At 61.7% G+C, this 24,927-nt stretch carries 26 protein-coding genes and 1 pseudogene; 9 read left to right on the top strand and 18 right to left on the bottom strand.

Annotation, left to right across the window (positions count from 1 at the left end; translation table 11 throughout):
- Positions 1-104 precede the first annotated feature (104 nt).
- From AC3IX1_RS08260 to AC3IX1_RS08240, 5 genes are all read left to right on the top strand, one after another.
- The gene (locus AC3IX1_RS08260; RefSeq protein ID WP_489387805.1) at positions 105-1,385 is read left to right on the top strand and encodes a glycerate kinase type-2 family protein; all 1,281 of its coding nucleotides are present in this window, start codon (positions 105-107) and stop codon (positions 1,383-1,385) included.
- Positions 1,375-2,790 carry a pyruvate kinase gene (gene pyk / locus AC3IX1_RS08255; protein WP_150716449.1) on the top strand — a complete coding sequence of 472 codons (1,416 nt, stop codon included), beginning with the start codon at positions 1,375-1,377 and terminating at the stop codon, positions 2,788-2,790. Before AC3IX1_RS08260 ends, pyk begins: the two co-directional genes overlap by 11 nt.
- A 189-nt stretch (positions 2,791-2,979) precedes the next feature.
- Positions 2,980-3,894 carry an urea transporter gene (locus AC3IX1_RS08250; RefSeq protein ID WP_489387804.1) on the top strand — a complete coding sequence of 305 codons (915 nt, stop codon included), beginning with the start codon at positions 2,980-2,982 and terminating at the stop codon, positions 3,892-3,894.
- 21 nt (positions 3,895-3,915) lie between these two features.
- Positions 3,916-4,740, top strand: a complete 825-nt coding sequence (locus AC3IX1_RS08245) for an ion transporter (protein ID WP_489387803.1) — start codon at positions 3,916-3,918, stop codon at positions 4,738-4,740.
- 90 nt (positions 4,741-4,830) lie between these two features.
- A complete protein-coding gene (locus AC3IX1_RS08240) occupies positions 4,831-5,829 on the top strand; it encodes a sulfate ABC transporter substrate-binding protein (protein ID WP_046037670.1) in 999 nt (332 codons plus the stop codon).
- Positions 5,830-5,891: 62 nt separating this feature from the next.
- Here the strand turns inward: AC3IX1_RS08240 and AC3IX1_RS08235 are convergent, their stop codons facing one another.
- Both AC3IX1_RS08235 and AC3IX1_RS08230 read right to left on the bottom strand, forming a co-directional pair.
- Positions 5,892-6,335 (bottom strand): hypothetical protein, encoded by a 444-nt coding sequence (locus tag AC3IX1_RS08235; protein ID WP_489387802.1) that lies wholly within the window; start codon positions 6,333-6,335, stop codon positions 5,892-5,894.
- 106 nt (positions 6,336-6,441) lie between these two features.
- Positions 6,442-6,537, bottom strand: a pseudogene (locus AC3IX1_RS08230) (hypothetical protein); the annotation flags it as partial.
- Positions 6,538-6,753: 216 nt separating this feature from the next.
- Between AC3IX1_RS08230 and AC3IX1_RS08225 the strand changes: the two are divergent.
- Entirely contained in the window at positions 6,754-7,959 is a 1,206-nt protein-coding gene (locus tag AC3IX1_RS08225; protein ID WP_489387801.1) for an MFS transporter, read from the top strand.
- A gap of 111 nt (positions 7,960-8,070) precedes the next feature.
- Here AC3IX1_RS08225 and AC3IX1_RS08220 read toward each other — a convergent pair whose 3' ends face one another.
- Both AC3IX1_RS08220 and AC3IX1_RS08215 read right to left on the bottom strand, forming a co-directional pair.
- Positions 8,071-8,475 carry a type II toxin-antitoxin system HicB family antitoxin gene (locus AC3IX1_RS08220; RefSeq protein ID WP_489387800.1) on the bottom strand — a complete coding sequence of 135 codons (405 nt, stop codon included), beginning with the start codon at positions 8,473-8,475 and terminating at the stop codon, positions 8,071-8,073.
- Positions 8,475-8,687, bottom strand: a complete 213-nt coding sequence (locus AC3IX1_RS08215) for a type II toxin-antitoxin system HicA family toxin (RefSeq protein ID WP_223447966.1) — start codon at positions 8,685-8,687, stop codon at positions 8,475-8,477. The genes AC3IX1_RS08220 and AC3IX1_RS08215 overlap by 1 nt, the downstream gene beginning before the upstream one ends.
- 296 nt (positions 8,688-8,983) lie before the next feature.
- Between AC3IX1_RS08215 and AC3IX1_RS08210 the strand changes: the two genes are divergently transcribed.
- A complete protein-coding gene (locus AC3IX1_RS08210; RefSeq protein WP_489387799.1) occupies positions 8,984-9,865 on the top strand; it encodes a LysR family transcriptional regulator in 882 nt (293 codons plus the stop codon).
- A 33-nt stretch (positions 9,866-9,898) separates the two neighbouring features.
- Here AC3IX1_RS08210 and phnP read toward each other — a convergent pair whose 3' ends face one another.
- The 13 genes from phnP to phnC form a co-directional block, all read right to left on the bottom strand.
- Positions 9,899-10,648, bottom strand: coding sequence for a phosphonate metabolism protein PhnP (gene phnP / locus AC3IX1_RS08205; protein ID WP_489387798.1), 750 nt, complete (start codon positions 10,646-10,648; stop codon positions 9,899-9,901).
- On the bottom strand, positions 10,639-11,208 hold the full coding sequence (gene phnN / locus AC3IX1_RS08200) for a phosphonate metabolism protein/1,5-bisphosphokinase (PRPP-forming) PhnN (RefSeq protein ID WP_489387797.1): 570 nt from the start codon (positions 11,206-11,208) through the stop codon (positions 10,639-10,641). The genes phnP and phnN overlap by 10 nt, the downstream gene beginning before the upstream one ends.
- On the bottom strand, positions 11,208-12,353 hold the full coding sequence (locus AC3IX1_RS08195) for an alpha-D-ribose 1-methylphosphonate 5-triphosphate diphosphatase (protein ID WP_489387796.1): 1,146 nt from the start codon (positions 12,351-12,353) through the stop codon (positions 11,208-11,210). The genes phnN and AC3IX1_RS08195 overlap by 1 nt, the downstream gene beginning before the upstream one ends.
- A complete protein-coding gene (gene phnL / locus AC3IX1_RS08190) occupies positions 12,343-13,062 on the bottom strand; it encodes a phosphonate C-P lyase system protein PhnL (protein ID WP_489387795.1) in 720 nt (239 codons plus the stop codon). The genes AC3IX1_RS08195 and phnL overlap by 11 nt, the downstream gene beginning before the upstream one ends.
- A 29-nt stretch (positions 13,063-13,091) precedes the next feature.
- Positions 13,092-13,898, bottom strand: coding sequence for a phosphonate C-P lyase system protein PhnK (gene phnK / locus AC3IX1_RS08185; RefSeq protein WP_489387794.1), 807 nt, complete (start codon positions 13,896-13,898; stop codon positions 13,092-13,094).
- Entirely contained in the window at positions 13,895-14,758 is an 864-nt protein-coding gene (locus tag AC3IX1_RS08180; RefSeq protein WP_489388705.1) for an alpha-D-ribose 1-methylphosphonate 5-phosphate C-P-lyase PhnJ, read from the bottom strand. The genes phnK and AC3IX1_RS08180 overlap by 4 nt, the downstream gene beginning before the upstream one ends.
- A 1-nt stretch (position 14,759) precedes the next feature.
- The gene (locus AC3IX1_RS08175) at positions 14,760-15,836 is read right to left on the bottom strand and encodes a carbon-phosphorus lyase complex subunit (RefSeq protein WP_489387793.1); all 1,077 of its coding nucleotides are present in this window, start codon (positions 15,834-15,836) and stop codon (positions 14,760-14,762) included.
- On the bottom strand, positions 15,836-16,426 hold the full coding sequence (gene phnH, locus AC3IX1_RS08170) for a phosphonate C-P lyase system protein PhnH (protein WP_489387792.1): 591 nt from the start codon (positions 16,424-16,426) through the stop codon (positions 15,836-15,838). The genes AC3IX1_RS08175 and phnH overlap by 1 nt, the downstream gene beginning before the upstream one ends.
- A complete protein-coding gene (gene phnG, locus AC3IX1_RS08165) occupies positions 16,426-16,875 on the bottom strand; it encodes a phosphonate C-P lyase system protein PhnG (protein ID WP_489387791.1) in 450 nt (149 codons plus the stop codon). The genes phnH and phnG overlap by 1 nt, the downstream gene beginning before the upstream one ends.
- Before the next feature lie 11 nt (positions 16,876-16,886).
- Positions 16,887-17,591 (bottom strand): phosphonate metabolism transcriptional regulator PhnF, encoded by a 705-nt coding sequence (gene phnF / locus AC3IX1_RS08160; RefSeq protein ID WP_489387790.1) that lies wholly within the window; start codon positions 17,589-17,591, stop codon positions 16,887-16,889.
- Positions 17,592-17,630: 39 nt separating this feature from the next.
- Positions 17,631-18,413, bottom strand: coding sequence for a phosphonate ABC transporter, permease protein PhnE (gene phnE, locus AC3IX1_RS08155; protein WP_489387789.1), 783 nt, complete (start codon positions 18,411-18,413; stop codon positions 17,631-17,633).
- Positions 18,414-18,548: 135 nt separating this feature from the next.
- Positions 18,549-19,562, bottom strand: coding sequence for a phosphonate ABC transporter substrate-binding protein (phnD, locus tag AC3IX1_RS08150; protein WP_489387788.1), 1,014 nt, complete (start codon positions 19,560-19,562; stop codon positions 18,549-18,551).
- Between the two features lie 44 nt (positions 19,563-19,606).
- The gene (phnC, locus tag AC3IX1_RS08145) at positions 19,607-20,440 is read right to left on the bottom strand and encodes a phosphonate ABC transporter ATP-binding protein (protein WP_489387787.1); all 834 of its coding nucleotides are present in this window, start codon (positions 20,438-20,440) and stop codon (positions 19,607-19,609) included.
- Positions 20,441-21,583: 1,143 nt separating this feature from the next.
- Between phnC and AC3IX1_RS08140 the strand changes: the two genes are divergently transcribed.
- Complete coding sequence (locus AC3IX1_RS08140) at positions 21,584-22,888, top strand: IS4 family transposase (protein WP_489385046.1); 1,305 nt, start codon at positions 21,584-21,586, stop codon at positions 22,886-22,888.
- A gap of 94 nt (positions 22,889-22,982) precedes the next feature.
- Entirely contained in the window at positions 22,983-24,086 is a 1,104-nt protein-coding gene (locus AC3IX1_RS08135) for an IS110 family RNA-guided transposase (protein WP_489385047.1), read from the top strand.
- A gap of 428 nt (positions 24,087-24,514) precedes the next feature.
- Here the strand turns inward: AC3IX1_RS08135 and AC3IX1_RS08130 are convergent, their stop codons facing one another.
- On the bottom strand, positions 24,515-24,922 hold the full coding sequence (locus AC3IX1_RS08130) for a hypothetical protein (RefSeq protein WP_489387786.1): 408 nt from the start codon (positions 24,920-24,922) through the stop codon (positions 24,515-24,517).
- Positions 24,923-24,927 lie beyond the last annotated feature (5 nt).

Below are 24,927 nucleotides of genomic sequence, written 5' to 3'. Positions count from 1 at the left end.
GACGCGGTTTGCCTGAATGACCGCGGCGCCTGAATCGCAGGCAAGCCAGCTCCCACAGGTCCGAGTTGCTCTACCTCCAATAACAAGAATTCCGGGAGCCCGCCATGTCGGTCGATCCGCAACAATTGCTGCGCGAGCTGTTTGCCACAGCCATCGACGCGGCGCATCCGCAACAAGTCCTCGAAGCCCATTTGCCTGCCGACCGCAGCGGTCGCGTGATCGTCATCGGTGCCGGCAAAGCCGCAGCCGCCATGGCCCAAGTGGTCGAGCGCTGCTGGCAGGGTGAAGTGTCCGGCCTGGTGGTGACCCGTTACGGTCACGGCGCACCTTGCGAAAAAATCGAAGTGGTCGAAGCCGCGCATCCGGTGCCTGATGCCGCTGGCCTGGCCGTGGCCAAGCGTGTGCTGGAACTGGTCAGCGACCTGAACGAATCCGACCGCGTGATCTTCCTGCTCTCCGGTGGTGGCTCTGCCCTGCTGGCACTGCCGGCCGAAGGTATCACCCTGGCCGACAAGCAGTCGATCAACAAAGCCCTGCTCAAGTCCGGCGCCTCCATCGGCGAGATGAACTGCGTGCGCAAGCACCTCTCGGCGATCAAGGGCGGCCGCCTGGGCAAAGCCTGCTGGCCTGCCACTGTTTATACCTATGCGATTTCCGATGTACCCGGCGACCTCGCCACGGTCATCGCCTCCGGCCCTACCGTGGCCGACCCGAGCACGTCGGCCGAAGCGCTGGCGATCCTCAAACGCTACGCCATCGAGATTCCGGCTTCGGTGCGCACCTGGCTGCAAAGCCCCGAGTCGGAAACCGTCAAACCCGGCGACCCGAGCCTGGCACGCAGTCATTTCCAATTGATCGCCCGCCCGCAGCAATCCCTTGAAGCGGCGGCGGTGAAATGCCGTCAGGCCGGGTTCAGTCCGCTGATCCTTGGCGACCTTGAAGGCGAATCCCGCGAGGTGGCGAAAGTCCACGCCGGCATCGCACGACAGATCGTCCTGCACGGTCAGCCGCTGGCGGCGCCCTGCGTGATTCTCTCTGGCGGTGAAACCACCGTGACCGTACGCGGCAATGGCCGTGGCGGGCGCAATGCCGAGTTCCTGCTGAGCCTGACCGACAGCCTCAAGGGCCTGCCCGGCGTCTATGCGCTGGCCGGTGACACCGACGGCATCGACGGCTCCGAAGACAACGCCGGCGCGATCATGACCCCGGACAGCTACGCCCGCGCCGCGGCAAAGGGCCTGAGCGCCAGCGACGAGTTGGACAACAACAACGGTTATGGCTACTTCGAGGCGCTGGACGCGCTGATCGTCACCGAGCCGACCCGTACCAACGTCAACGACTTCCGCGCCATTCTGATCCTTGAGAGCACTAAACATGACGCCTGATAAAAAGGTCAAAATCCTCGCCACGCTCGGCCCGGCCACCGACGGCATCGACGCCATCCGTGAGCTGGTGCTGGCCGGGGTCAACATCTTCCGCCTGAACTTCAGCCATGGCGATCACGCCGACCATGCCCAGCGTTTCCAGTGGATTCGTGAAGTCGAGCGCCAGCTCAATTATCCATTGGGCATCCTGATGGACCTGCAAGGCCCGAAACTGCGGGTCGGCAAGTTCGCCGAAGGCAAGGTGCAACTGGTACGCGGCCAGGCCTTGCGCCTGGACCTCGATGCCACGCCGGGCGATGAGCGCCGGGTCAACCTGCCGCACCCGGAAATCATCGCCGCGCTGGAACCCGGCATGGACCTGCTGCTGGACGACGGCAAGTTGCGTCTGCGGGTCGTGACCAAGTACGCCGACGCCATCGACACCACCGTGCTCAATGGCGGCGAACTGTCGGACCGCAAAGGCGTGAACGTGCCGCAAGCGGTGCTCGACCTGAGCCCGCTGACCGCCAAGGATCGCCGCGACTTGACCTTCGGTCTGGAGCTGGGTGTGGACTGGGTGGCACTGTCGTTCGTGCAACGTCCCGATGACATCCGTGAAGCCCGCTCCCTGATCGGCGACAAGGCGTTCCTGATGGCCAAGATCGAGAAGCCCTCGGCCGTCGAACAACTGCGCGAGATCGCCGAACTGAGCGACGCGATCATGGTCGCCCGGGGTGACCTGGGCGTGGAAGTGCCGGCCGAAAGCGTGCCACAGATCCAGAAGAACATCATCAGCACCTGCCGCCAGCTCGGCAAACCGGTGGTGGTGGCGACGCAGATGCTGGAGTCGATGCGCTTCTCACCGGCGCCAACCCGCGCCGAAGTCACCGATGTGGCCAATGCCGTGGCCGAAGGTGCGGACGCAGTAATGCTGTCGGCGGAAACCGCGTCCGGCGAATACCCGCTCGAAGCCGTGCAGATGATGAGCAAGATCATCCGCCAGGTGGAAAACGGTCCGGACTATCAGACTCAACTTGACGTCAGCCGGCCGAAAGCCGAGGCGACTGTTTCCGACGCGATCAGCTGCGCCATTCGCCGCATCAGCAACGTGCTGCCGGTGGCGGTGCTGGTGAATTACAGCGAATCCGGCGCGTCGAGCCTGCGTGCGGCGCGAGAGCGGCCGACGGTGCCGATCCTCAACCTGACACCGAACCTGCAAACCGCCCGTCGCCTTAGCGTGGCGTGGGGTGTGCACTCGGTGGTCAACGACCGCCTGCGTCAGGTCGATGAAGTCTGCTCCACGGCACTGGAGATCGCACAGGCCCAGGGCATGGCGCAGCGTGGCGACACACTGTTGATCACAGCAGGTGTGCCCTTTGGCCAGCCGGGATCGACTAACTCTTTGCGCATCGAAACGCTGATTTAAAGAACAGCTTTTGTGGCGAGGGGGCTTGCCCCCGTTCGACTGCGTAGCAGTCGTTTTCCGGCATGACGGGTTCCAAAGAGAATCCGCATTTACCGGATCCGGGGTCGCTTCGCGACCCAACGGGGGCAAGCCCCCTCGCCACAGACTTTTGCAAGACCATGGTTTTTCCTACTGCCCCCAGACCTCATCATGCCTGCCAACCATTTCAACACCCACTGCCCCGACTGGGCCGAAGCGTTACTCAACGGCTTCAGCCAGATCTTTCTCCAGCGCAATCCGCTGTGCGGCCTGCTGTGCGTCCTGGCCATTTTGTTCACTGCGCCCGCCCTGCTCGGCGGCGCCTTGCTCGGTGGTGTCGCCGGGCTGCTCACCGCGCAACGCCGCAACTATGCCAAGGCTGATCGTCAGGCCGGGTTGTTCAGCTATAACGGCGTCCTGCTCGGACTGTTGCTGAGCCTGTATTTCCCCTGGTCGGCGATGATGCCGCCACTGATTCTGGCCGCCGGTGGCCTGAGCGCGATGGTCACCCAGCAGTGGCTCAAGCGCGTCCGGTTCAGCCAATGCCTGCCGGCCTACACCGCGCCCTTCGTCGGGCTGGGCTGGTTGCTGCTGTGCTTCGCCACACCCTCGACTGAGCCGCACTTGATCGAAGTCAGCACCCTGAACATGCTCGCCGCGCCACTCAAAGGCATTGGTCAGGTGATGTTCCTCGGTCATCCGCTGGCCGGTGCGATGATTGCCGCCGGTTTGCTGATCGCTGATCGCCGCGCATTCTGCTGGGCATTGTTGGCGTCTGTCGCGGGCATGGGCTGGAGCCTGCTGCACCACGATTTCTACACTGCATTGCTCGGCCTCGGTGGCTATAACGCCGTGCTGGCCGCCCTCGCCTTCAGCTCCCAGCATCGCCAACCCTGGCTGCCGCTGGTTGGCATCGGCCTGGCGCTGTTGCTGACGCCGCTGTTTGCCGCCATCGGTCTGCCCACGCTGACCGCGCCGTTCATTCTTGCCGGCTGGCTGATTCGCAGCGTCGTGCAAATGCTCGGCAAAGCCACGGTCGAAAGCACGCCTTGCGCTCCCGGGGAGAATCAACCTAGGCTGCGCTGATTTGCGGCCAAGGCGATGGGCATGAACAGCAACGACACGTGGCGTAACCGCCTGTACGTGATTATTTTCCAGACCGACACCGTTGCCGGTCGACGCTTCGACTCCAGCCTACTGCTGATCATCCTCGCCAGCCTGGTGGTGGTGATCCTGGACAGCATCGATGACGTCCACCAGAACTACGCCAGCCTGCTGGCGTACATCGAATGGGGCTTCACGGTGATCTTCCTCGGCGAGTACATCCTGCGCCTGTACTGCTCGCCCAAGCCCCTGCGCTATGCCTTCAGTTTCTATGGTCTGGTGGACCTGCTGGCCATCGTGCCCGGCATCCTCGCGCTGTACTACAGCGATGCCCAGTACCTGCTGATCATCCGGGTCATCCGGATGCTGCGGATCTTCCGCGTGCTCAAGCTCGGTCCGTACCTCAAGCAAGCCCATTACCTGCTCGATGCCCTGCGCGGCAGCAAGCAGAAAATCCTCGTGTTCCTGCTCAGCGTCTGCACACTGGTCATCGTGTTCGGCACCCTGATGTATGTGGTCGAAGGCCCGCAACATGGCTTCACCAGCATTCCCAAAGGCATTTACTGGGCTATCGTGACCTTGACCACCGTCGGTTACGGCGACATCGTGCCCAAGACCGCACTGGGCCAGGTCATTTCGTCGATGGTGATGATCACCGGTTACTCGATCATCGCCGTACCCACCGGGATCTTCACCGCTGAACTGGCCACGGCCATGCGTGGCGGCCAGTTGCATCGCGACTGCCCGGTGTGCGCCAAGGACAGCCATGAACCCGAGGCGTCGTTCTGCTCCCGTTGTGGCAATGCACTGTTCAAAAAACTGGAATAAGCAAAGAGCTTTTTAATCTTTAAGGGACTAAACGAGCCCAGTTATAGTCGCCGGCAAATTGCCCACTTTTAATAGAACAAGGAATTCGCAGTGAAAAAACTCTTTGGCGCCTCGCTTCTCGCCGCTGGCCTGGCCCTGGGCAACATCGCCCAGGCTGCACCGACCCTGCTCAACGTTTCCTACGACGTGATGCGAGATTTCTACAAGGACTACAACACTGCGTTCCAGAAACACTGGCAAGCCGAGCATAACGAAAACATCGTCCTGCAGATGTCCTTCGGCGGCTCCAGCAAACAGGCGCGTTCGGTCATCGACGGCTTGCCGGCCGATGTCATCACCATGAACATGGCCACCGACATCAACGCCCTGGCGGACAACGGCAAACTGGTCCCGGACAACTGGGTCACGCGCCTGCCGAACAACAGCGCGCCGTTCACCTCGGCCACCGTGTTCATCGTACGCAAGGGCAACCCGAAAGCCCTGAAAGACTGGCCGGACCTGCTCAAGGACGGCGTTCAGGTCATCGTCCCGAACCCGAAAACCTCCGGCAACGGTCGCTACACCTACCTCTCGGCCTGGGGCTATGTGCTGAAAAACGGCGGCGACGAGAACAAGGCCAAAGACTTCGTCGGCAAACTGTTCAAGCAAGCGCCGGTGCTCGATACCGGTGGCCGTGCCGCCACCACCACCTTCATGACCAACCAGATTGGCGACGTGCTGGTGACCTTCGAGAACGAAGCGGAAATGATCGCCCGCGAGTTCGGCCGTGATCAGTTCGAAGTCATCTACCCAAGCGTTTCCGCCGAAGCCGAGCCACCGGTGTCGGTGGTCGACAAGACCGTCGACAAGAAAGGCACACGCGCCGCTGCCGAGGAATACCTGAAGTACCTGTGGTCGCCCGAAGGCCAGGAGATTGCTGCAGCGAACTACCTGCGCCCGCGCGACCCGGCCGTGCTGGCCAAGTACACCGACCGCTTCCCGAAAGTGGACTTCCTGTCCGTCGAGAAAACCTTCGGCGACTGGCGCACCGTGCAGAAGACCCACTTCAATGATGGCGGGGTTTTCGACCAGATCTACAGCGGTCAGTAATCGCTGAGCGGCCACAAAAAAAGGGCGACCTGCACAGGTCGCCTTTTTTGTGGCCGTCAATTTCAGCTCAGGTTGCCGCAGAAAATATTCCGGTTTCCGTCGGCCGGGCTTTCACGCACAACCAACGAATAGCCGCCCGCTCGAAGAGTCTCGTAGGCGACCGGTGCGCTTTTCCAGAAATACTGGTGCGACGCCGCTGAATAGAAGCGTGCATTGGGTCCGTCGTTCATGTCATAGGCCGGTTTCGTACCCAGGCTCGCACAGCTTCCCGGATAGATATAAGCCTGCAAACGGCCCGGCAAAGCACTGCCCATGCTTTCGCCACTGACCGCGAACCAGAACACCGTTGCATTACCGTCGGACATCATGATGGGCCGGGCGATATTCCCGGCATTGATGGAAGTAGCGTTCAGGGGAACGTTGGTGACCTGACGATCAGGCACCGTCGAGCACCCAGAGATCGACCCAACCGCTACCACCAACGCCAGCGAAGATACGATTTTCATCGTGATACTCCCGCTTGAAAGGACGCGTTGAAGTGATCCCCCTGTTGATTCTAGTTGTCAGGCAAATGTGGGCATTTCTTCGGATAGTCGGTCAGGCCTGCGAAGACTACATCGGCGGCGTCACGCCATCCTTGCCCGCCGAGATGGATTGAGCGGTGAGCGTGCCGTCAGCGCCCTGGGTCACAAAGGTCACGATCTTCAAAAGACAGGCTGAGAGAACATAAGCACGCTATCGAACAAGATGTAAGTGAATGTATCATTCACCTCCATAGTTCTGACGCAAGGCTCTTCGACGGGCGACACACGCGTTCGTCAGTCATTCCGCAATGGAATGATTGCTATCACTCCAATCCCACTTCCGCCGTTTCAGTCAGCCTATTAGCCTGCGCGCATTCCTTTCCGTACAGCGAGACCCGTTATGAACCCAGCGACCCAGGTGTCCCACGGCACCGCGACAATGACCCCAGGGATGGTGCTACTGTTCGCCTTCTGCTGCGGGGCCATTGTCGCCAACATCTACTACGCCCAGCCGATCATCGGCCTGATCGCCCCGGACATCGGCCTGACCAACACCATGGCCAGCCTGATCGTTTCCCTGACCCAGATCGGCTATGCGCTGGGCCTGTTTTTCCTGGTGCCGCTGGGGGATCTGCTGGAGAACCGCCGGTTGATGATCATCACCACGCTGGTGGCGATTGTCAGCCTGCTGGGTGCGGCGTTCACCGATCAACCGAACGTGTTTTTGCTGATCTCGCTGTTGGTGGGGTTCAGTTCGGTTTCAGTACAGATCCTGATTCCGTTGGCCGCGCACCTGGCGCCGGAAGTAACCCGTGGCCGGGTGGTGGGCGGGATCATGGGCGGTTTGCTGCTCGGTATCCTGCTGGCCCGGCCGGTGTCCAGCGTGGTGGCCGACCACTTCGGCTGGCGGGCGATGTTCATGATTGCCGCCGGGTTGATGGCGGCCATCAGTATCGTGCTGGCCGTGACCATTCCCAAGCGTGAACCTGATCACAGCGCGTCCTATGGCCAATTGCTGGGCTCGCTGTGGACGCTGTTGCGCCAACAACCGGTGCTGCGCCAGCGGGCGTTTTACCAGGGCTGCATGTTTGCCACCTTCAGCTTGTTCTGGACCGCCGTGCCGCTGGAACTGGCGCGCAATCACGGTTTGTCGCAAAGCGAGATCGCGATTTTCGCCTTGGTGGGCGCCATCGGCGCCATCGCCGCACCCATCGCCGGACGCCTGGCCGATGCCGGTCACACCCGCATCGCCTCGTTGCTGGCCCTGCTGTTCGCCAGCCTGAGCTTCGTGCCGGCGTTTATCCACCCGGCCTACAGCGTCATCGGCCTGGCGGTGACCGGCGTGGTGCTCGACTTCTGCGTGCAGATGAACATGGTCCTCGGCCAGCGCGCGGTCTACGCCCTCGACGGCAAAAGCCGCAGCCGCCTGAATGCGCTGTACATGACCAGCATCTTCATCGGCGGCGCCTTCGGCTCTTCGGTGGCCAGCGCGGTGTACGAACACGGCGGCTGGTTGTGGATCGTGATCGTCGGCAGCGCATTTCCGCTGTTGGCGTTGCTGCGGTTCTTGAGTGTTTCGCAGAAGGCTTCATTGGCGACGACTTAAGGCCTCAAAAGCTTCGCGGGCAAGCCCGCTCCCACAGGTTATTCGCCAACCTTGTGGGAGCGGCGGTGCGGCGATCCGACTTGCCCGCGAAGGCGATCTGACTGAGACAACTTATTGCCGAACCAGCTTCTCCATCGCCGCATCCGCGAGAAAGGAGGAGCGGCTTTTGACGTTGTGCTCGCGCACATAGCGGTCGATGCGCTGGATCACATAGCCGGGCAGCGTGACATTGACCTTCTCGGTCTTGCCCATGTACGGCGAGATGTCCAGTTCCAGCATGCCCCAACCCATGTCGGCGAATTCCGGATTGCCGCGGTGCAATGCCGCCAAAGTCGGCATCGGAATCGTATCGCCGTCCGCCGCCATCTCCTGCAGCATGATGTGGGCAATTTCGACGGCTGCGTTGTAAGCCTCTTCAAAGGTATCCCCGGCGGTCACCGCGCCTGGAATATCGGGGATCTGGATACCGATGGCGGTGTTCTCGTCGCCCCATTCGATACAGATTGGATATTGCATTATGGATCTCCTGCGTAACTGGCTGGCGGGCAGTAAAGCCCGGCTCGCCGCCTGATGCTCTTGACCGTCCCGATCGGTAAATCCTTTTTTGGATGAGGGACGGGAATGGTGTACGGGTTGTAAGGGTGCGTGAAGATGTGATGACTGCCAGTGACCCGGTCCAGGGTCCAACCCGCTTCCACCAACTCCTTGATCAATAGCCTGCTCTGCACCACCAGCCTCCTTGCTCCGGCCCAATTAAAAGTAACCCTGGAGTTATCTTTACTCAAGCACAAAATCTCGCAGTACGACGCTCGGTTGTTTTACAGAGTGTGATGCTGCCCATGCCGGGGCATTATGTGATCGACCGAGATAGTGTGATCCGTTACGCCGAAGTCAACCCGGATTACACTCAGCGTCCCGAACCTGAGGCGATACTGGATACAATTCGCGGTTCACACTGACAACCTTCATCAATTGTGGGGGCGAGCAGACTCGCTCCCACATTTGATCTCTACAAGGACTTCCGATGGACCGCCTCGGCGCAATGGAAACCTTCGTCTTCGTGGTGGAAACCGGTTCGTTTTCCGCCGCGGCCCGGCGCTTGAACATCGGCCAGCCGGCCGTGTCGAAAACCATTGCGCAACTCGAATCGCGGTTGGCGGTGCGGCTGTTGCTGCGCTCGACCCGGGGCCTGACGCCCACCGAGGCCGGGCTGGCCTTTTTCGAACGGGCCAGGCGCGCCATCGAAGAAGCCGACGAGGCCGATAACGCCGCACGGGGTTCCGCCGGCGGGCTGAGTGGCAACCTGCGCATTTGCGCGCCTGTCACCTTCGGCCGACTGCACATCGTTCCGCACCTGGGGCCCTTCCTGGAGCAGAACCCGGCGCTGGACATCGACCTGATGCTCGACGATCGCAACGTCAACCTGGTGGAAGAAGGTGTCGATATCGCCCTGCGCATGGGCGTGTTGAGCGACTCGGGCCTGACCGCACGAAAGATCGCCGAATGCCGGCGCATGGTACTGGGCACACCGGCGTACTTCGAAAAACACGGCGAGCCCACCTGCCCCGCCGACCTGTGCAAGCATCAGGCAATCCTCTACACCCTCGGTGGCGGCGCCAGTTGGCTGTTCAACAAGGCCGACGAGGAGCAGTCGGTGAACATCAGCGGCCGGATCCGCGTCAACGCCGCCGAAGGCCTGCGTGAAGCCGTGCTGGCCCATCAAGGGCTGACCATGGCCTCGCAATGGATGTTCGCGCCGGAACTGGCCGACGGTTCGGTCCGGGAAGTGATGAAGGACTGGACACTGCCGAACCTGGATCTATGGGCGGTGTTCCCCACCGGGAGAATGGCCAGCGCCAAGGCTCGGGCGTTTGTGGAGTATGTGCAGGGGTTGTTGGCGGGGTAAAAACCGCTGAATCAAAATCAATAGATCACAGGCCTACACCACACACCCATCAAACCCCACCCTGACATTCGCCGGCAATTCACCCCGATGATCCACCAACCAGGCATCCAGGGTATGCCCGACATGGGTCAGTACCGCCGACTTCGGTTGCAACTCATCAATGCACTGCAAGGCCAGGTTCAGGTCGTTGTGATTGCGCGGGGCCTGGGGTTGAGGTGGCATGGAGCAATCGAGCACCAGCACATCCAGTGGTTCACGCCGCAGCCAGCTCAACGTGGCCGGCGGCAGGCCTACGGTGTCGGTCAAGTAGGCGATTCGCCGCCCTTCTCCTTCCAGCAAGTAACCAAGGGTCGGTTTCGAGTGTTGCAGCGGCAGCGCGGTGACGCTGAGCGCAGCGAACCGCCGGGTTTCGAAGCCCTCGAATGGCTGGCTGAAATCGAGAATGCCGGGGTGTTTGTAGAGGTCGGCCAAGCCTTCCGGGTCCACCGGACCGTGCACCGGGATTACCAGGCCCTGGCCCCAACGCAGATGCAGCAGGCCCTGGGCGTGGTCGGCGTGGTAGTGGGTCTGGAAAATGCCGTTGAAACTGCGCGGCGGGAAACGTTCGCACAGGTCAGGCAAGCCGCTGTCGATCAACCAGCGCTGATCGCCGCATTCGATCAACGCACTGCAGGGTCGACGCTGCCAGCGTTCATCACGACGAGCCCGGTCACAGGCCATGCACTCGCAGCCGTAGACCGGGACTTGCCGCGCATCGCCGGTGCCCAGTAGCGTCAGGCGCATGCTGCCTGGCCATCAATGCAGGCGAGCATGCGCTCTACCGTATGCTCCAGTGCCCCGGAGTTATCCAGCACATGCAGCGTCGGGTCGTTGTCGGCGAGCACGCTCTGGTTGAAGCGGGCGTTACGTGCCAGCCGGGCATCGATCTCGGCGACAGACTCCCGTCCGCGCGCCAGCAAGCGCTCGCACAACACGGCTTGATTGACGGTCAACAACAGCACCAGCACATTCGGATAGCGTTCGCGGGTTTTCTCCAGATGCCCCCGCGAGCCATTGACCAGCACATCCTGTCCGGCGGCCAACCAATCGTCGATTTCCCGCGCAATGCCATAGGACAGGCCATTGGCGTGCCAGCTCAGGGCAAACGCACCTTCTGCCTCCATTTCGGCAAACTGCTGCGGGCTGACACCGAGTGCCGCCTCGCCCACCGCTTCCGCCGAACGGGTGATGACCCGCCGCACGATACGGCAGCCGCGTTCTGCCAACTGCTCTCGCGCCGCATCCAGCAGGCTGTCCTTGCCCGAACCTGAAGGCCCGATGAGATAAATCAACCTGCCCGCCATCAAAACACCCTCTTCGCTTGTCGCCATACTTGCTGGACCACCGGCAGACCGTCCTGACTGCGCGCTTGCAGCAGATCGGCCCGCAGGCCCGGTGCAATCTCGCCACGATCGTTCAGCCCGGCGGCCCGGGCCGGATTCAGGCTGACCATACGCACCGCTTCCGCCAGACCGATCCGCTCACTCTGCGCCGCCAGCGCGAATGCCGATTGCAGCAGGCTCGCCGGGTAGTAATCGCTGGACAGAATATCCAGCAAACCTTCAGCGGCCAGATCGAAGGCCGCCACGTTACCCGAGTGCGACCCGCCGCGCACGATGTTCGGCGCGCCCATCAACACACTCATGCCGCGCTCCCGGCAACCGCGCGCGGCCTCGACGGTGGTCGGGAACTCGGCGATGGACATGCCGTAGCGCGCCGACTCCTCGACGTGGGCCAGGGTCGCGTCATCATGGCTGGCCACCGACAGGCCAAGGGCCAGGCAGTGCTCGACGATCGCCGCGCGGTAGCGGTCGCTGTAGGTGCGCGAGTTGGCCATTTGCAGCGTGATGAATTCGTCCATCTGCGTGGTGGTCAGGTGGTATTTGCCCATGTAGTACTCACGGTACTTGGATTCCAGCACGAACTGGCGCTGACCCGGCGAGTGGTCCATCACCGACACCAATTGCACCAGCGGGTTCTCCACCAGATCGCGAAACACACTGAGGGTGTCCGGGTGGCACAGTTCGCAGCGCAGGTGCAAACGGTGTTCGGCGCGGGTCAGCCCGGCGTCGGAGGCTTTGGAGATGGCGTCGAGCATCGCCGGCAGTTTCTGCATGCGATTGCCCTTGGGGTTCACATCGCCGATGGACACCGCATCGAATACCGTGGTGATGCCTGCCGCGATGATCTGCGCATCGTGGCTGAGCACCGCCGGCACCGACGGCCAGTCCACGCCCGGACGCGGGGTCATGTGGCGCTCCAGGTTGTCGGTGTGCAACTCGACAAGACCCGGCAGCAGGTAATCGCCATTGAGGTCCAGGGCCTGGGGCAAGCGGCTCGGGCCTTCGGCGACCTCGGCGATCAAACCGTCGCGCACCACCACGGTGCCGTAGAACACACGGTCAGCGGTGACCAGTTGGGCATTGCTGAGGATCTGTTCAACGGGCATCGGCGTATTCCTCTTGGTTCACGGCGGCTGGGGTCATGTCGAGATGACGATCGGCAACCGCCTCGCGGGCGATGCGGTCGTGGAAGATGCCGATCAGCGCGGCACCGGCGTTCTTGGCTTCGTTCATCAACTCCAGCACCACCTGGCGATTGCTGTCGTCGAGTGATGCAGTCGGTTCATCGAGCAACATCACCGGCCACGCCACCATGAACCCACGGGCGATGTTGACCCGCTGCTGCTCGCCGCCGGAGAAGGTGCCGGGCGCCAGTTGCCAGAGCCGTTGCGGAATGTTCAGGCGACTGAGCAATGATTCAGCTCGCGCTTGCGCCTGCTCTTTCGACCAGCCACGGGCCAGGGCCGGCTCCATCACCACGTCCAGGCACGCCACACGCGGGATCACCCGCAGGAACTGACTGACATAACCCAGGGTGCGCTGGCGCACTTGCAGGATGTCCCGGGGCTCGGCGCCCACCAGTTCCCGCCATTGGCCGTCGTGCTGCACGCGGATGCTGCCGCCCGCCGGCAGGTAGTTGCCATACAGGGTGCGCAGCAAGGTGCTCTTGCCCGCGCCGGACTGGCCATGCAGGACCAGGCATTCGCCGGCCGCCACACTGAAATCCACTGCGCGCAGCACATTGAGGACCACGCCGTTCTGCTGATGCAAAGTGAAGGTTTTCGAGAGGTCACGGACCTCGATCAAGGTATTCATCGCAGGGTTTTCCACTATTGAACGGGGCTTCACGGCTGCAACACCGAAGACACCAGCAGTTGCGAATAAGGGTGCTGCGGATCGTCGAGGATCTGATCGGTCAGCCCGGTTTCCACCACCCGCGAACGACGCATCACCATCAAGCGGTCGGCCAGCAGCCGAGCCACCGCCAGATCGTGGGTGACGATCACCACGGCCAGGTCCAGCTCACGCACCAGTCCGCGCAGCAGGTCGAGCAAGCGCGCTTGCACCGACACATCGAGGCCACCAGTCGGCTCGTCCATGAACACCAGCCGTGGACTGGACACCAGGTTGCGGGCGATTTGCAGGCGTTGCTGCATGCCGCCGGAGAAGGTCCGGGGCAAGTCGTCGATACGCTGCGGGTCGATTTCCACCTGGCTCAGCCAATCGAGCCCGGCCCCGCGCAGTTGCTGGTAATTGCGCACGCCTTGGGCCATCAAGCGTTCGCCGATGTTGGCGCCGGCGGACACCCCCATGCGCAAACCGTCGCGGGGGTTCTGCTCGACAAAGCCCCATTCGGTGCGCAGCAAGGTGCGGCGCTCGGCTTCACTGGCGCTGTACAGGTCCAGCCATTGGCCCTGTTTGTCGCGGTAGCCGATCTGTCCACGCTGCGGTGGCAAGCGCCCGCTGAGCAGCGAGAGCAAGGTCGACTTGCCCGAGCCGGACTCGCCGACAATCCCCAGCACTTCACCGGGATACAAGTCGAAGCTGACGTCCTGGCAGCCCTTCTCCGGGCCGTACAACAGCGACAGATCGCGCACCCGCAGCAAGGGCTCGGTGGACACGGACAATTGGTTATTCAGCGCCTGGTTCATTGGCCCTGCTCCTGCTGGCTGACGCGCTGTGCGCAGTAATAGGTGTCGGAACAGACGAAGCTCTGGGTGCCGGCGTCGTCGAGGATCAACTCATCGAGAAACGAATCACGGCTGCCACAGATCGCGCAGCACTCTTCCCACTTCTGCGCTTCGAAGGGGTGATCCTCGAAGTCGAGGCTGGTGACTTTGGTGTACGGCGGCACCGCGTACAGACGCTTCTCACGGCCAGCGCCGAACAGCATCAGCGCCGGGCTCATGTCGAGTTTCGGGTTGTCGAATTTGGGGATCGGCGACGGGTCCATCACGTAGCGCTCGTCGACCATCACCGGGTAGGCGTAGGCCGTGGCGATGTGGCCGAAGGTGGCGATGTCTTCGTAGAGCTTGACGTGCATGACCCCGTAATCATTGAGGGCGTGCATGGTCCGGGTCTCGGTTTCCGATGGCTCGATAAAGCGCAGTGGCTCGGGAATCGGTACCTGATAGACCATGATCTGGTCGGCGTGCAGCGGGGTTTCCGGGATGCGGTGACGAGTCTGGATCACCGTCGCGTCCGGCGTACTTTCGGTAGTTGCGACGCCAGCAGTGCGGGCGAAGAAGCGGCGGATCGACACGGCGTTGGTGGTGTCGTCCGCGCCCTGGTCGATAACCTTGAGCACGTCATCGTCGCCGAGAATCGCGGCGGTCAACTGCATGCCGCCAGTGCCCCAGCCGTAGGGCAACGGCATCTCGCGACCACCGAACGGCACCTGGTACCCGGGGATCGCCACGGCCTTGAGCAAGGCGCGGCGGATCATGCGTTTGGTCTGCTCATCGAGGTAGGCGAAGTTGTACGCCGCATCGCGCACCGGTGACTGGCTCAAGTCATTCATGGTTTTGCCCCTCGGCAGGCTTGCGCAGTTTGCGGATCAGTTCCAGTTCGGCCTGGAAGTCGACGTAGTGAGGTAACTTCAGGTGCGAGACGAAGCCTGCGGCCTCGACGTTGTCGCAGTGCATCAGCACGAATTCTTCCTGCTGGGCTGGCGAGACGATTTCTTCGTTGTATTCGTCGGCGCGTAGCGCACGGTCGACCAGCGCCATGCCCATGGCCTTGCGCTCGGCGTGTCCGAAGGCCAGGCCGTAGCCGCGAGTGAACTGCGCCAACTCAGTGGCCGAGCCGACAAACTGGTTGACCATTTCGCACTCCGTGACTTCGATGCAGCCCAGGTTGATCGGGAAACCCAGCTCTTCAGGGTCGATCCAGACCTCGACTTCACCGATGCGAATTTCCCCGGCGAACGGGTGGTTGCGTCCGTAACCGCGTTGGGTCGAATAGCCCAGCGCCAGCAGGAAACCTTCGTCGCCACGGGCCAACGCTTGCAGGCGTTGAGCGCGACTGGCCGGCAGTTCCAGCGGGTCGCGGGTGATGTCCGCCACGCTTTCGCCGTGGTCGGATTCGGTCTTGATCAGGCCTTCCTGCGCCAGCAAACCGAGGACTCGCGGACAGGGTTCGAGGCTCGAATCGGGGCTGATTTGCGGCCCCGGGTATTCGCCTTCGGCCAGCAGTGCAAAGTCCAGCAGACGATGGGTGTAATCGAAGGTCGGGCCCAGCAGTTGCCCGCCCGGCACGTCCTTGAAGGTCGCGGACAAACGCCGGCTGAGCTGCATGTTCTGGGTATCGATCGGCAGGCTCGGGCTGAAGCGTGTCAACGTGGTGCGGTAGGCCCGCAGCAGGAAGATCGCTTCGACCAGATCGCCCGCCGCTTGCTTGATCGCCAGCGCAGCCAGTTCTTCGTCGTACAGCGAGCCTTCGCTCATCACCCGCGCCACCGCCAGCGGCAGTTGCTGACGGATCTGCTCGACGCCGAGCTCCGCGACCGAGGTATCGCCCCGGCGCTTTTTCGCCAGCAGGCGGTGGGCATTGTCGATGGCCTGTTCGCCACCCTTGACGGCTACGTACATCAGGCGTGCTCCTCTGCGATGCGGGTGCTGCGGGGCAGGCCGATCAGGTCATGGTCGGCGGTGAAAAAAAGGTCCAGACCCCGGGGGAATTCGTTGCGCAGTTCGCGTTCGCGCCAGAAGCCATCGGCCACCGGCAGCGCGACGCCATGTTCGCGTTCGATCCCAGGCCCGCGCCATACCAGCCCTGCCCCGCCGTCGAGACTTGGCAGCTGAACCAGCAGGGTGCAGGACTGATCGGGGTAACGGTCGTTGCCTGTATCGAAGCGGCTCAGATCGAGCAAATCGTTAGCGGCGAGCAAAGCAAACCGTGCGTCTTCACGCTTGACGGTAAACGGGCAACCACAGTGGAACGCCAGGTTGGCGCGGATCAGCGGCGTGTCGAAGGACGGCGCCAACCACAGCGGCGTGTCGACATCGAGCAGCGCCAGGCACAGTGCGTAGGTCGCGGGCGCCAGGCCTTCGAGGCTCGGCGAGGCGTGCAGCGTCTGGATCAGACCGGGGCCGGCCAAGGCCTTGAGTGCCGCGCGAAATCCGCGCTGGGCATCCAGCACCGGGTCGGCGAACGCCGGTTGCAACAGCTGTGCGCTCATCAGTTTTCTCCTCGCACGAGGGTGAAGAATTCGACTTTGGTGGCGGCGGTTTCCGCCTCTTTTTGCGCACGGCGTTCGGCCTGAGCTGCTGCCAGCGGTGTGATCATGTCCGCCAGCCAATGGCGCTGTTGCCCGCCCTGCAAATGCGCGTCGGCCAGGGCGGCCAGTTCGGCGTGGACCTTGTCGCGACCCGCCAGATAGCTGTAACCGGTGCGACCATCGGCCAGGCGCACCACGCAGCGGGTCACGCTCATTTCGCCAACGTTGAACGGCGCGCCGTTACCGCCCATGCGGCCACGGACCAGGGTCATGCCGATTTCCGGGGCGCGGATCAGTTGGTACTCGACATCGCGCAAAGCGGCTTCGAAGGGCTGCAATTCACTGCGGCTGGCGCGGGCCAGCACACCGATCCAGTGCTGCCGTTCGGTATGAGGAACAGGGTTTTGCATTGCGTTCTCCATCAGGTGACGACCTGGTACTGGAAGCGATCCGAACGGCTGGTGGACTGGGCCAGCTCCACGGCACGGCCGTCGCGATCGCGGGAAAGGGTGAACACACTCAGGGCCGGCAGATGCCGGGGCATCAGCAGCAACGCGGCCTCTTCACGATTAGGCAAGCGAGCGCCGATCAGGCTTTGAGTGCGGGTCAGCGGCAGGTCCCGTTCGCTCAGGTACTGGCGCAGGGAGCCACCGGTGTAATCGGCCAGCAGCGGCGCGTGACTGGCACAGTAGCGATGGCGGATCAGGCTGACCGGTTGGTTGTCGAGCTTGCGCAAAGTTTGCAGTTCGATCATCGACGCCATCTCGGCGATGCCCAGGTATTGGGCTTCTTCACGACTGGCGAAGCAGTAGCGACGCTTGAGCAGCACCGCCTCGACGCCATGCCCCTGGGCTGACAGCGACTGGCTGTAGGCACTGTCGGCGGTCATCGAGTAAATCAGCGGCCGTTCCAGCACCTGGGTGCCCTTACCCTGGCGGCGCAACAGGCTGCCCTCGAACACCAGTTCATCGATGGCGCGGCGCAAGGTGTGGCGATTGACGCCGAAGCGCTCGGCCAACATCACCTCGCCCGGCAGGAAGTCTCCGGCGCGGTAATCCGCCAGCTCCCGCCGCAGGATGTCGGCCAACTCGCGGTACACCGGCTCATCTTGTCTAGACAACTGCATGCTTTAAAAAAAGCGCCCGCGGGCACCCCTCCGAAAAAGTCAGATGAACTGCTTGCGCAGGCGTTGCGAGAGGATGTCGATCAGGCTGACGATGACGATGATCACCAGCAGCACCGCGCAGGTCTGCGTGAACTGGAAGGCGCGGATGTTCTCCCACAGGATCACCCCGATCCCGCCGGCACCCACCATCCCCACCACCGTCGCCGAGCGCACGTTGGCCTCGAAGCGGTACAGCGCGTAGGACACCCACAGCGGCATCACTTGCGGAATCACCCCGTAGATCACCTCTTGCAAGGCACTGGCACCGGTGGCACGTACACCTTCGACCGGGCCTGGATCAATCGCCTCGACCGCTTCGGCAAACAGCTTGGCGAGTACGCCAGTGGTACTGATCCACAGCGCCAGCACCCCGGCAAATGGCCCCAGCCCGACGGCCACCACGAACAACATCGCGAAGACCATTTCGTTGATCGAGCGAAACGCATCCATCACCCGGCGCAACGGCTGGTGAATCCACCAGGGCGTAATGTTTTCCGAGCAGAGAATGCCCAGCGGCACCGAGCAGACAATCGCCAGCACCGTGCCCCACAGGGCGATTTGTACGGTGACGAGCATTTCCTTGAGGTACATGCGCCATTCATGGAAGTCCGGCGGGAAGAAGTCCGCGGCGAAGGTCGCCATGTTTCCCGAGTCGCGGTACAGCGCGACCGGATTCATTTCGGCGCCGTGCCAGGCCCAGGCCAGCAGGACCAGGAACAGGCCCCAACCGGCGTATTGCGGCCAGGTACGCTTGCCGACAGCTTCAGCGTGCAGAGTGGTCATGAGGGTTCTCTAGATTGCGTAATGCAGAACCTGTAGGAGCGAGCCTGCTCGCGATGGTCGTCAACGATGACGCGGGAAACCGGGAGAAACGCGGTGCCCTTATGTTCATCGCGAGCAGGCTCGCTCCTACAGGGGTTAGCCGTTGGCTGCGGATTTTTTGTCGGCGGTTTTGTCGAGCAAGGTCAGACGCTCTTGCAGCTTGGCCAGCTCGGCATCGATGTCGGCCAGTTTCTTGGCCTTGTCGGCCGCTTCCAGCTTGTCGTCGGCACTGACGGTGGTGCGTTGCTTGAACAGTTCCAGCTGGCGAATCGGCAACAACTGGTCGTCGCTGGATTTCAGGAACTTGCCCAGTTGCATGCCCTTGAGCACCGCTTTCTCTTCGTCGGTGTCGCCATAGCTGAAGATGAAATCGCGGATCTTGCTCTTCTCGCTGTCGCTCAGCGCCTTGCTCCACACCAACGGATCGGCGGGGATCAGCGGCGACTTCCAGATCACCTTGAGCTGTGCTGCCTTGTCAGGCTGGGTGACTTCCAGGCGATCCCAGCTTTCGGTGTTGAAGGTCGCCACATCCACTTGGCCCTTGGCCACGCTCAGCGCGTTGACCTCATGGCTGGAGTTGAGGGTGCGCTTGAACGCGGTGGCGGCATCGACGTGGTTCTTGGCGAACACGTAGTAGCCCGGCACCAGGTAGCCCGAGGTGGAGTTCGGATCACCGTTGCCGAAGGTCAGGTTCTTGGCGTTTTTCAGCATGTCGTCGACGGAGTTGATCGGGCTGTCCTTGCGCGCGATCAGCACGCTCCAGTAACCGGCAGCGCCACTGGCGGCGGCGGTCTGGGCGAAGATCTCACCGTTGGAGCGGTCCACCGCTTCGATGGCGGCCTTGTTGCCCAGCCAGGCCACATCGACCTTGTTGAAGCGCATGCCCTGGATCAGGCCTGCATAGTCAGAGGCAAACGTGGCGTTGATCTTCAGGCCGGTCTGCTTCTGCATGTCATCCAGGAACGGCTGCCAGATGCTCTTGAGGTTTTGCGAAGACTCGGTGGACATGATGCCGAAGTTGATGGCTTTTTCTTCCGCCTGGGCGTTGCCCATCAAACAACCGGTGAGCAGTGCTGCACCAGCAAAAACGCGACCGATACGGTTCAACATGGAAAGGTTTCCTGAGGGTGAACGGTTGGGGAATCCGGGGTTGATCACACGCGCGCCAGTACCAGGCGCGGCGCCGCTTCGCTGTGACGCGAAGACTCGGAACACATGAGGCTGGTGTCGATGTCGGCACCGTACAAATCGTTGAGGAACTGGCCGCTCAATTGAGAACCCGGACCGTCGAAATGAATCCGGCCGGCCTTGAGCGCCACGGCTCGCGGGCAATAACGGGTGGCGTAGTCGACTTGATGCAGGGTCACCACAACCGTCTTGCCGTCACGGCGATTGATGTCGGCGAGGATTTCCATGACCTTGCGCGCGGACTCCGGGTCGAGGGAGGCAATCGGCTCGTCCGCGAGAATGACTTCGGCACGCTGGGTCAGCGCACGGGCAATCGCCACGCGCTGTTGCTGGCCACCGGACAGGGTCGAGGCCCGTTGTGCCGCCAGGTCAGCCAGGCCGACACGGTCCAGGGACTCCATGGCGAATTGCTTTTCCTCGGCATTGAACAGGCCCAGGTTGCCACGCCAGCGCGGCATGCGCCCCAGGCAACCGAGCAGCACGTTGTCGAGCACGCTCAAACGGTTGACCAGGTTGAACTGCTGGAAGATGTAGCCGATGTCGGCGCGCAAACGGCGCACCTTGCCGTTGAGCCGACCGCTCGCCTGTACTTCCCGCCCCAGCACTTTGACGCTGCCGCCGTTGTTTTTATCGCAACAGGCCAAGCCCGCGAGATGACGCAACAAGGTGGATTTGCCGGAGCCGGACGCGCCGATCAGCGCGACCATCTCACCGGACGCGATGGTCAGTTCGAGGTCGACCAGTGCGCTTTTGCGCGCAAAGGTCTTGTTCAGATGATCGACATGGATAGCTGCGTTCATGGGCTTCTCTGTCTGGTTGAACAGCCATCCGTGGCTGCATTTGAGTTCAACAGACTTTAGGCACCGGGCATGTCAGCCCTATGACTTGCACATGTCGCTGGATGGACCATTTGATGAAGGTTTTGTGAAAGGTTGAGCTGGAGGTTTGCGCATTTGGTCGCGGTTGGCCCCAGATTGGGTGTCCACTGAGGAACCCTGCTCGCGATGGCTGCTCGGCAGGCGATATGGATTTTTGAGGGTGTACATATCCGTTTCTGCGGTCACGGCCACTTAGGGTTCCGCTTTTACAGCGGGTCACTTTGGAAAAGCCCCAAAGTAACCAAAGGGCTCTTGCCCCTGACATTCGGTGCCTCGCCGTGGCTCGGCATTCCCTCGCTCCGGTCCTGCTCCATGGGCCCGCCGCCATCTGCCATCCATGGCCGGCGGCGGCTAACACGGCATCCATGCCGGGTTGCCCACTGCGCAGAACCTGCGCTCGGCCTCTCGAGGGGGCAAGAAGATCAAGATCAAAAGCCAAAACCAAAGCCAAAGCGAGGCGGCCGACCGGCCGGCCTGAACGCGGGGTTCGTTCGCCTGAGAGAATTGAGTCGGCTAACAGGCCGTCATCGCGAGCAGGCTCGCTCCTACAGTTGGGCTGGGTATATTCGAAAGAAAATGGTCGGCTGTCAGGCCGCCTTCGCGGGCAAGTCGGATCGCAGTACCGCCGCTCCCACAGAAGAGCAAAGGCGAACGGCGTACACCACGTTTCTCACCACTCATCAGGCCGAGCGTTAGCTCGCCTGCAGCTTTTGATCTTGATCCACCCGCCCCCTCGGCAGGCTGAGTGGAGGTGTTCATCCGGGGATTGGCGCGCAGCGCCGTTCGACGCAGTCGAACTCATTGCATGTAGGTCGAAGCGAAGCCGACCGGAGGGCAATGCCCCCGGATGAATACCGCAGCGAAGGAACCCCGAGCCTAAGCGAGGGGCCGTACGTAAGGGGCGAGACCTTTGGTTACTTTGGGGCGTTTGCCAAAGTGACCCGCTGTAAGAGCCAGCCCTTTCAAGGTCTTCGTTTAAACTCCCCCAAAACTCCAGTCAGGGTGACGAAAACGATGTGGGCAGAAATTCTAGCACGGTTTGAAAAAAAGACACCGGCCAGTGTCATGACCAAGTTGATACTGGAGCAGGCTGTTCCTGCCGAATGGGTTGATCAGGTGTTCGAAGAACACCGTCAACGCCAATACCCGCGTGAGCTTTTGTTTTCGACCATCGTTGAACTGATGTCCCTTGTTTCATTGGGTTTGCGCCCTTCCTTGCATGCCGCTGCCCGCCAGATGGATGACCTACCGGTTACCTTGGCGGCGCTCTATGACAAGGTCAGTCGCACAGAGCCTGCATTGCTGCGGGCGTTGGTCACAGGGAGCGCTGAGCGCCTGACCCCGACGATAGAGGAGTTGGGTTGTCCCGCCATTTTGCCTGGCTGGCAATTGCGCATTGTCGACGGTAACCACCTGCCTTCTACCGAAAAACGCTTGGGGGCTTTGCGCCGGGAACGAGGTGCGGCCCGGCCAGGGTTTTCAGTCGTGGTCTACGACCCGGACCTGGATCAGATCGTCGACTTGCAACCTTGCGAGGATGCCTACGCGAGTGAACGCGTCAGCGTGCTGCCGTTGTTGGCCCGCGCTACTAAGGGTCAGCTGTGGATGGCCGATCGGCTGTATTGCACGCTGCCCGTCATGCAAGCCTGCGAGGAAACGCAGGCTTCGTTCATTATTCGCCAGCCAAGCAAACATCCACGGTTGATGGAGGAAGGCAGCTGGCAAGAACCTGTGGCGGTTGAATCCGGCACGGTGCGCGAGCAAATCATCGAACTCAAAGGTGGTCATCGCTGGCGCCGAGTTGAACTGACCCTGCAAACACCTACCGAATCAGGCGACTGCGTGATGTGGTTCTGGAGCAACTTGCCCGACACCATCAGCGCCGTGCAAATCGCCGATTTATATCGTCGTCGCTGGAGTATCGAAGGGATGTTCCAACGCCTGGAATCGGTGCTGGACAGTGAAATCGAAAGCCTTGGCGCTCCCCGGGCGGCCTTGCTGGGTTTTGCTTCGGCGATCTTGGCCTACAACGTCCTGGCAGTGCTCAAACGTAGCGTGGAACAGGCTCATCGCGAGACATTGCCTGAAGGTTGGGAGGCTTCGATCTTCCATCTGACCGTGCAAGTGCGTAGCGGTTACGAGGGCATGCAGATCGCGTTACCCTCAGATTACCTGCCCCTTCAAACGACCCTGGAAACGCTGGCAATGCGACTGTTGGCGCTGGCCAGGAATATCAAGCCCAAGCAAGTGGCCAAAAGCATACGCGGTCCCAAAATCGCCAAACCCAAGGAGTGGCTGGACGGCAAAGCTGCGCATGCTCATGTGTCGACCGATCGGGGGCTTAAGGCCCATAAAGGGAAAACACCTTGAAAGGGCTGGCCGTAATTGGATGGACTCGCCCGCGCCGAGGCGTCAATGCGCCACGGGGGCAGTCTAAGAAGCCACCGACAGCGAGGGCGAATCCATGAAAAAGAATACGACGGTTAAACAGTCCCTGTCTCCAACCGATCTATCGACATGCACGACAGTGGCAGTCGATCTTGCCAAGCAGATATTCCAGGTCGCGGGGGAAGATGCCCTTGGCCAAGTGCTTTACGAAGAGCGAATCAAGTCGCGTGAAGCCTTTCATACCTTCCTGCGCAAACTGCCGCCAACCGTAGTGGTGCTGGTAGAAACGGGCCCAGGCGCTCAAGCATGGGCGCGGCAGCTACAGGCTCAGGGCAATCTGGCGCGAATTCTTCCGGCGCAACTTGTGGCCAAGCACCGCAGCGGCGCCAAAAATGATCGTAATGATGCCCGGGCCATATTGCGTGCGGGGCGCGACAGCAAAATTGCGGCGGTCCCCATCAAAAGTGCCACAGCACTGGCCATGCAGGCCTTGCACCGTGCCCGGCAGGGTTATGTCCGTCGGCGCACAGCCATGAGTAACCAGATGCGGGGCTTGCTGATGGAACACGGTATAACCCTGGCACAAGGTGATGTCGCTATCAGTCAGACCCTGCCTCGGGTGCTGGAAGACGCGACACAACCATTGCCAGACATATTGCGTGAGCTGATAGACGAGCTGCTGGGCGAGTGGCGTCAGTTAGGCGAACGGATCAACGTGCTGACCGGTCGCCTGGAGAGCGCCGCGAACGAGGATAAAACAGCCCGGCGACTGATGACCGTGCGCGGTATCGGCCCGATCATCGCCACAGCGCTTTTGGCCAAGGAGACCGAACCTGAACGTTTTGCCAATGCACGCCAGTTCGCGGCCTACTTTGGCATGGTGCCTGAGCAGAACAGCAGTGGGCAGAAGATTCGCCTGGGCAGGATGAGCAAACGAGGCGACAGCTATGTGCGCAGCCTGATGGTTCAAGGGGCTCACGCGGTATTGAGGCATTTGCGCCCTGATTCAGAGCAGCCCGACGATCGTCGGTTGCAACGTTGGCTGGGTCGACTGGGACGCAAGGAAGCGGCGATACGGTTGGCGAACCGCAACCTTCGAATCGTTTGGGTGCTGCTACAAAATGACCAGACTTACCGCAGCCAACCGGCCAATGGCCGGCCAGCTGCGCCAAGTTACTGATCGACAGCGTTCTGCCTCCGGGGCGCCAAGGCGCTCCAGCCCCTGCTAGAAAACATTGACCCCAGGTCAGACCGTCGCGGATCGATGCCTGCGCCCTTACCGGCCTTCGAGGCCTGAACGTAATCGGCATGCCGCGAGCTCAACCAATGTTGGCCAGAAGCCGAAGACAGCTTCCTCGAACAGGCCTTATACATAGATGCAACCGGGTAGCAGTGTTTGAAAAGCAGGTAGACCGTAGGGGCGAGTCCATACATAAGGGCGAAACCATAGGTGGCCGTTACCGAAGGAATGGATATATACGCGGTCAACAAAAGACAGGTCGGCTGTCAGGCCGCCTTCGCGAGCAGGCTCGCTCCCACAAGGGGCTGTGGTTGAAAGCACAACTTCGAACCCACAAAAAGAGGCAACCCGAAGGTTGCCTCTTTGCGTTACTGCCCGAATTTCCGCCCCAGGCCACCCGGCACACCGTGGATGTCAGTATCTTCCCACGGCCCGTTCGGACTGATCGACCGACTCCAGCCGCTATCCCAACGGTAATAGGTACGCTGGCGATAAAAGGTATTGGGCTGGTCATCCAGCACATACACCCCAAGCTTCGGATCCCAATGGCTATTGCCCCCCGGTGGTGGCGCGAAACTCGCAGAGGTGCGCGGCAACGGCTTGGAGGGTTTGGCCGGGATGGTCGGCTTGCTCGGTACAGGCGACGTCGATGGCGTGGGGCTCGGCTGCGACGGCGGGAACGGTGTTGGTGCCTGATGTTCCGTTGGTTGCTGGACCGCACAAGCGCTTAACCCCAAAACAGCGCTGAGCAGGGCAATACGAGCAATGGCGGTCATGGTGG

It is taken from the genome of Pseudomonas sp. KH_046_2 (genome assembly GCF_057838985.1).
This window is presented reverse-complemented; position numbering and strand designations above follow the sequence as displayed.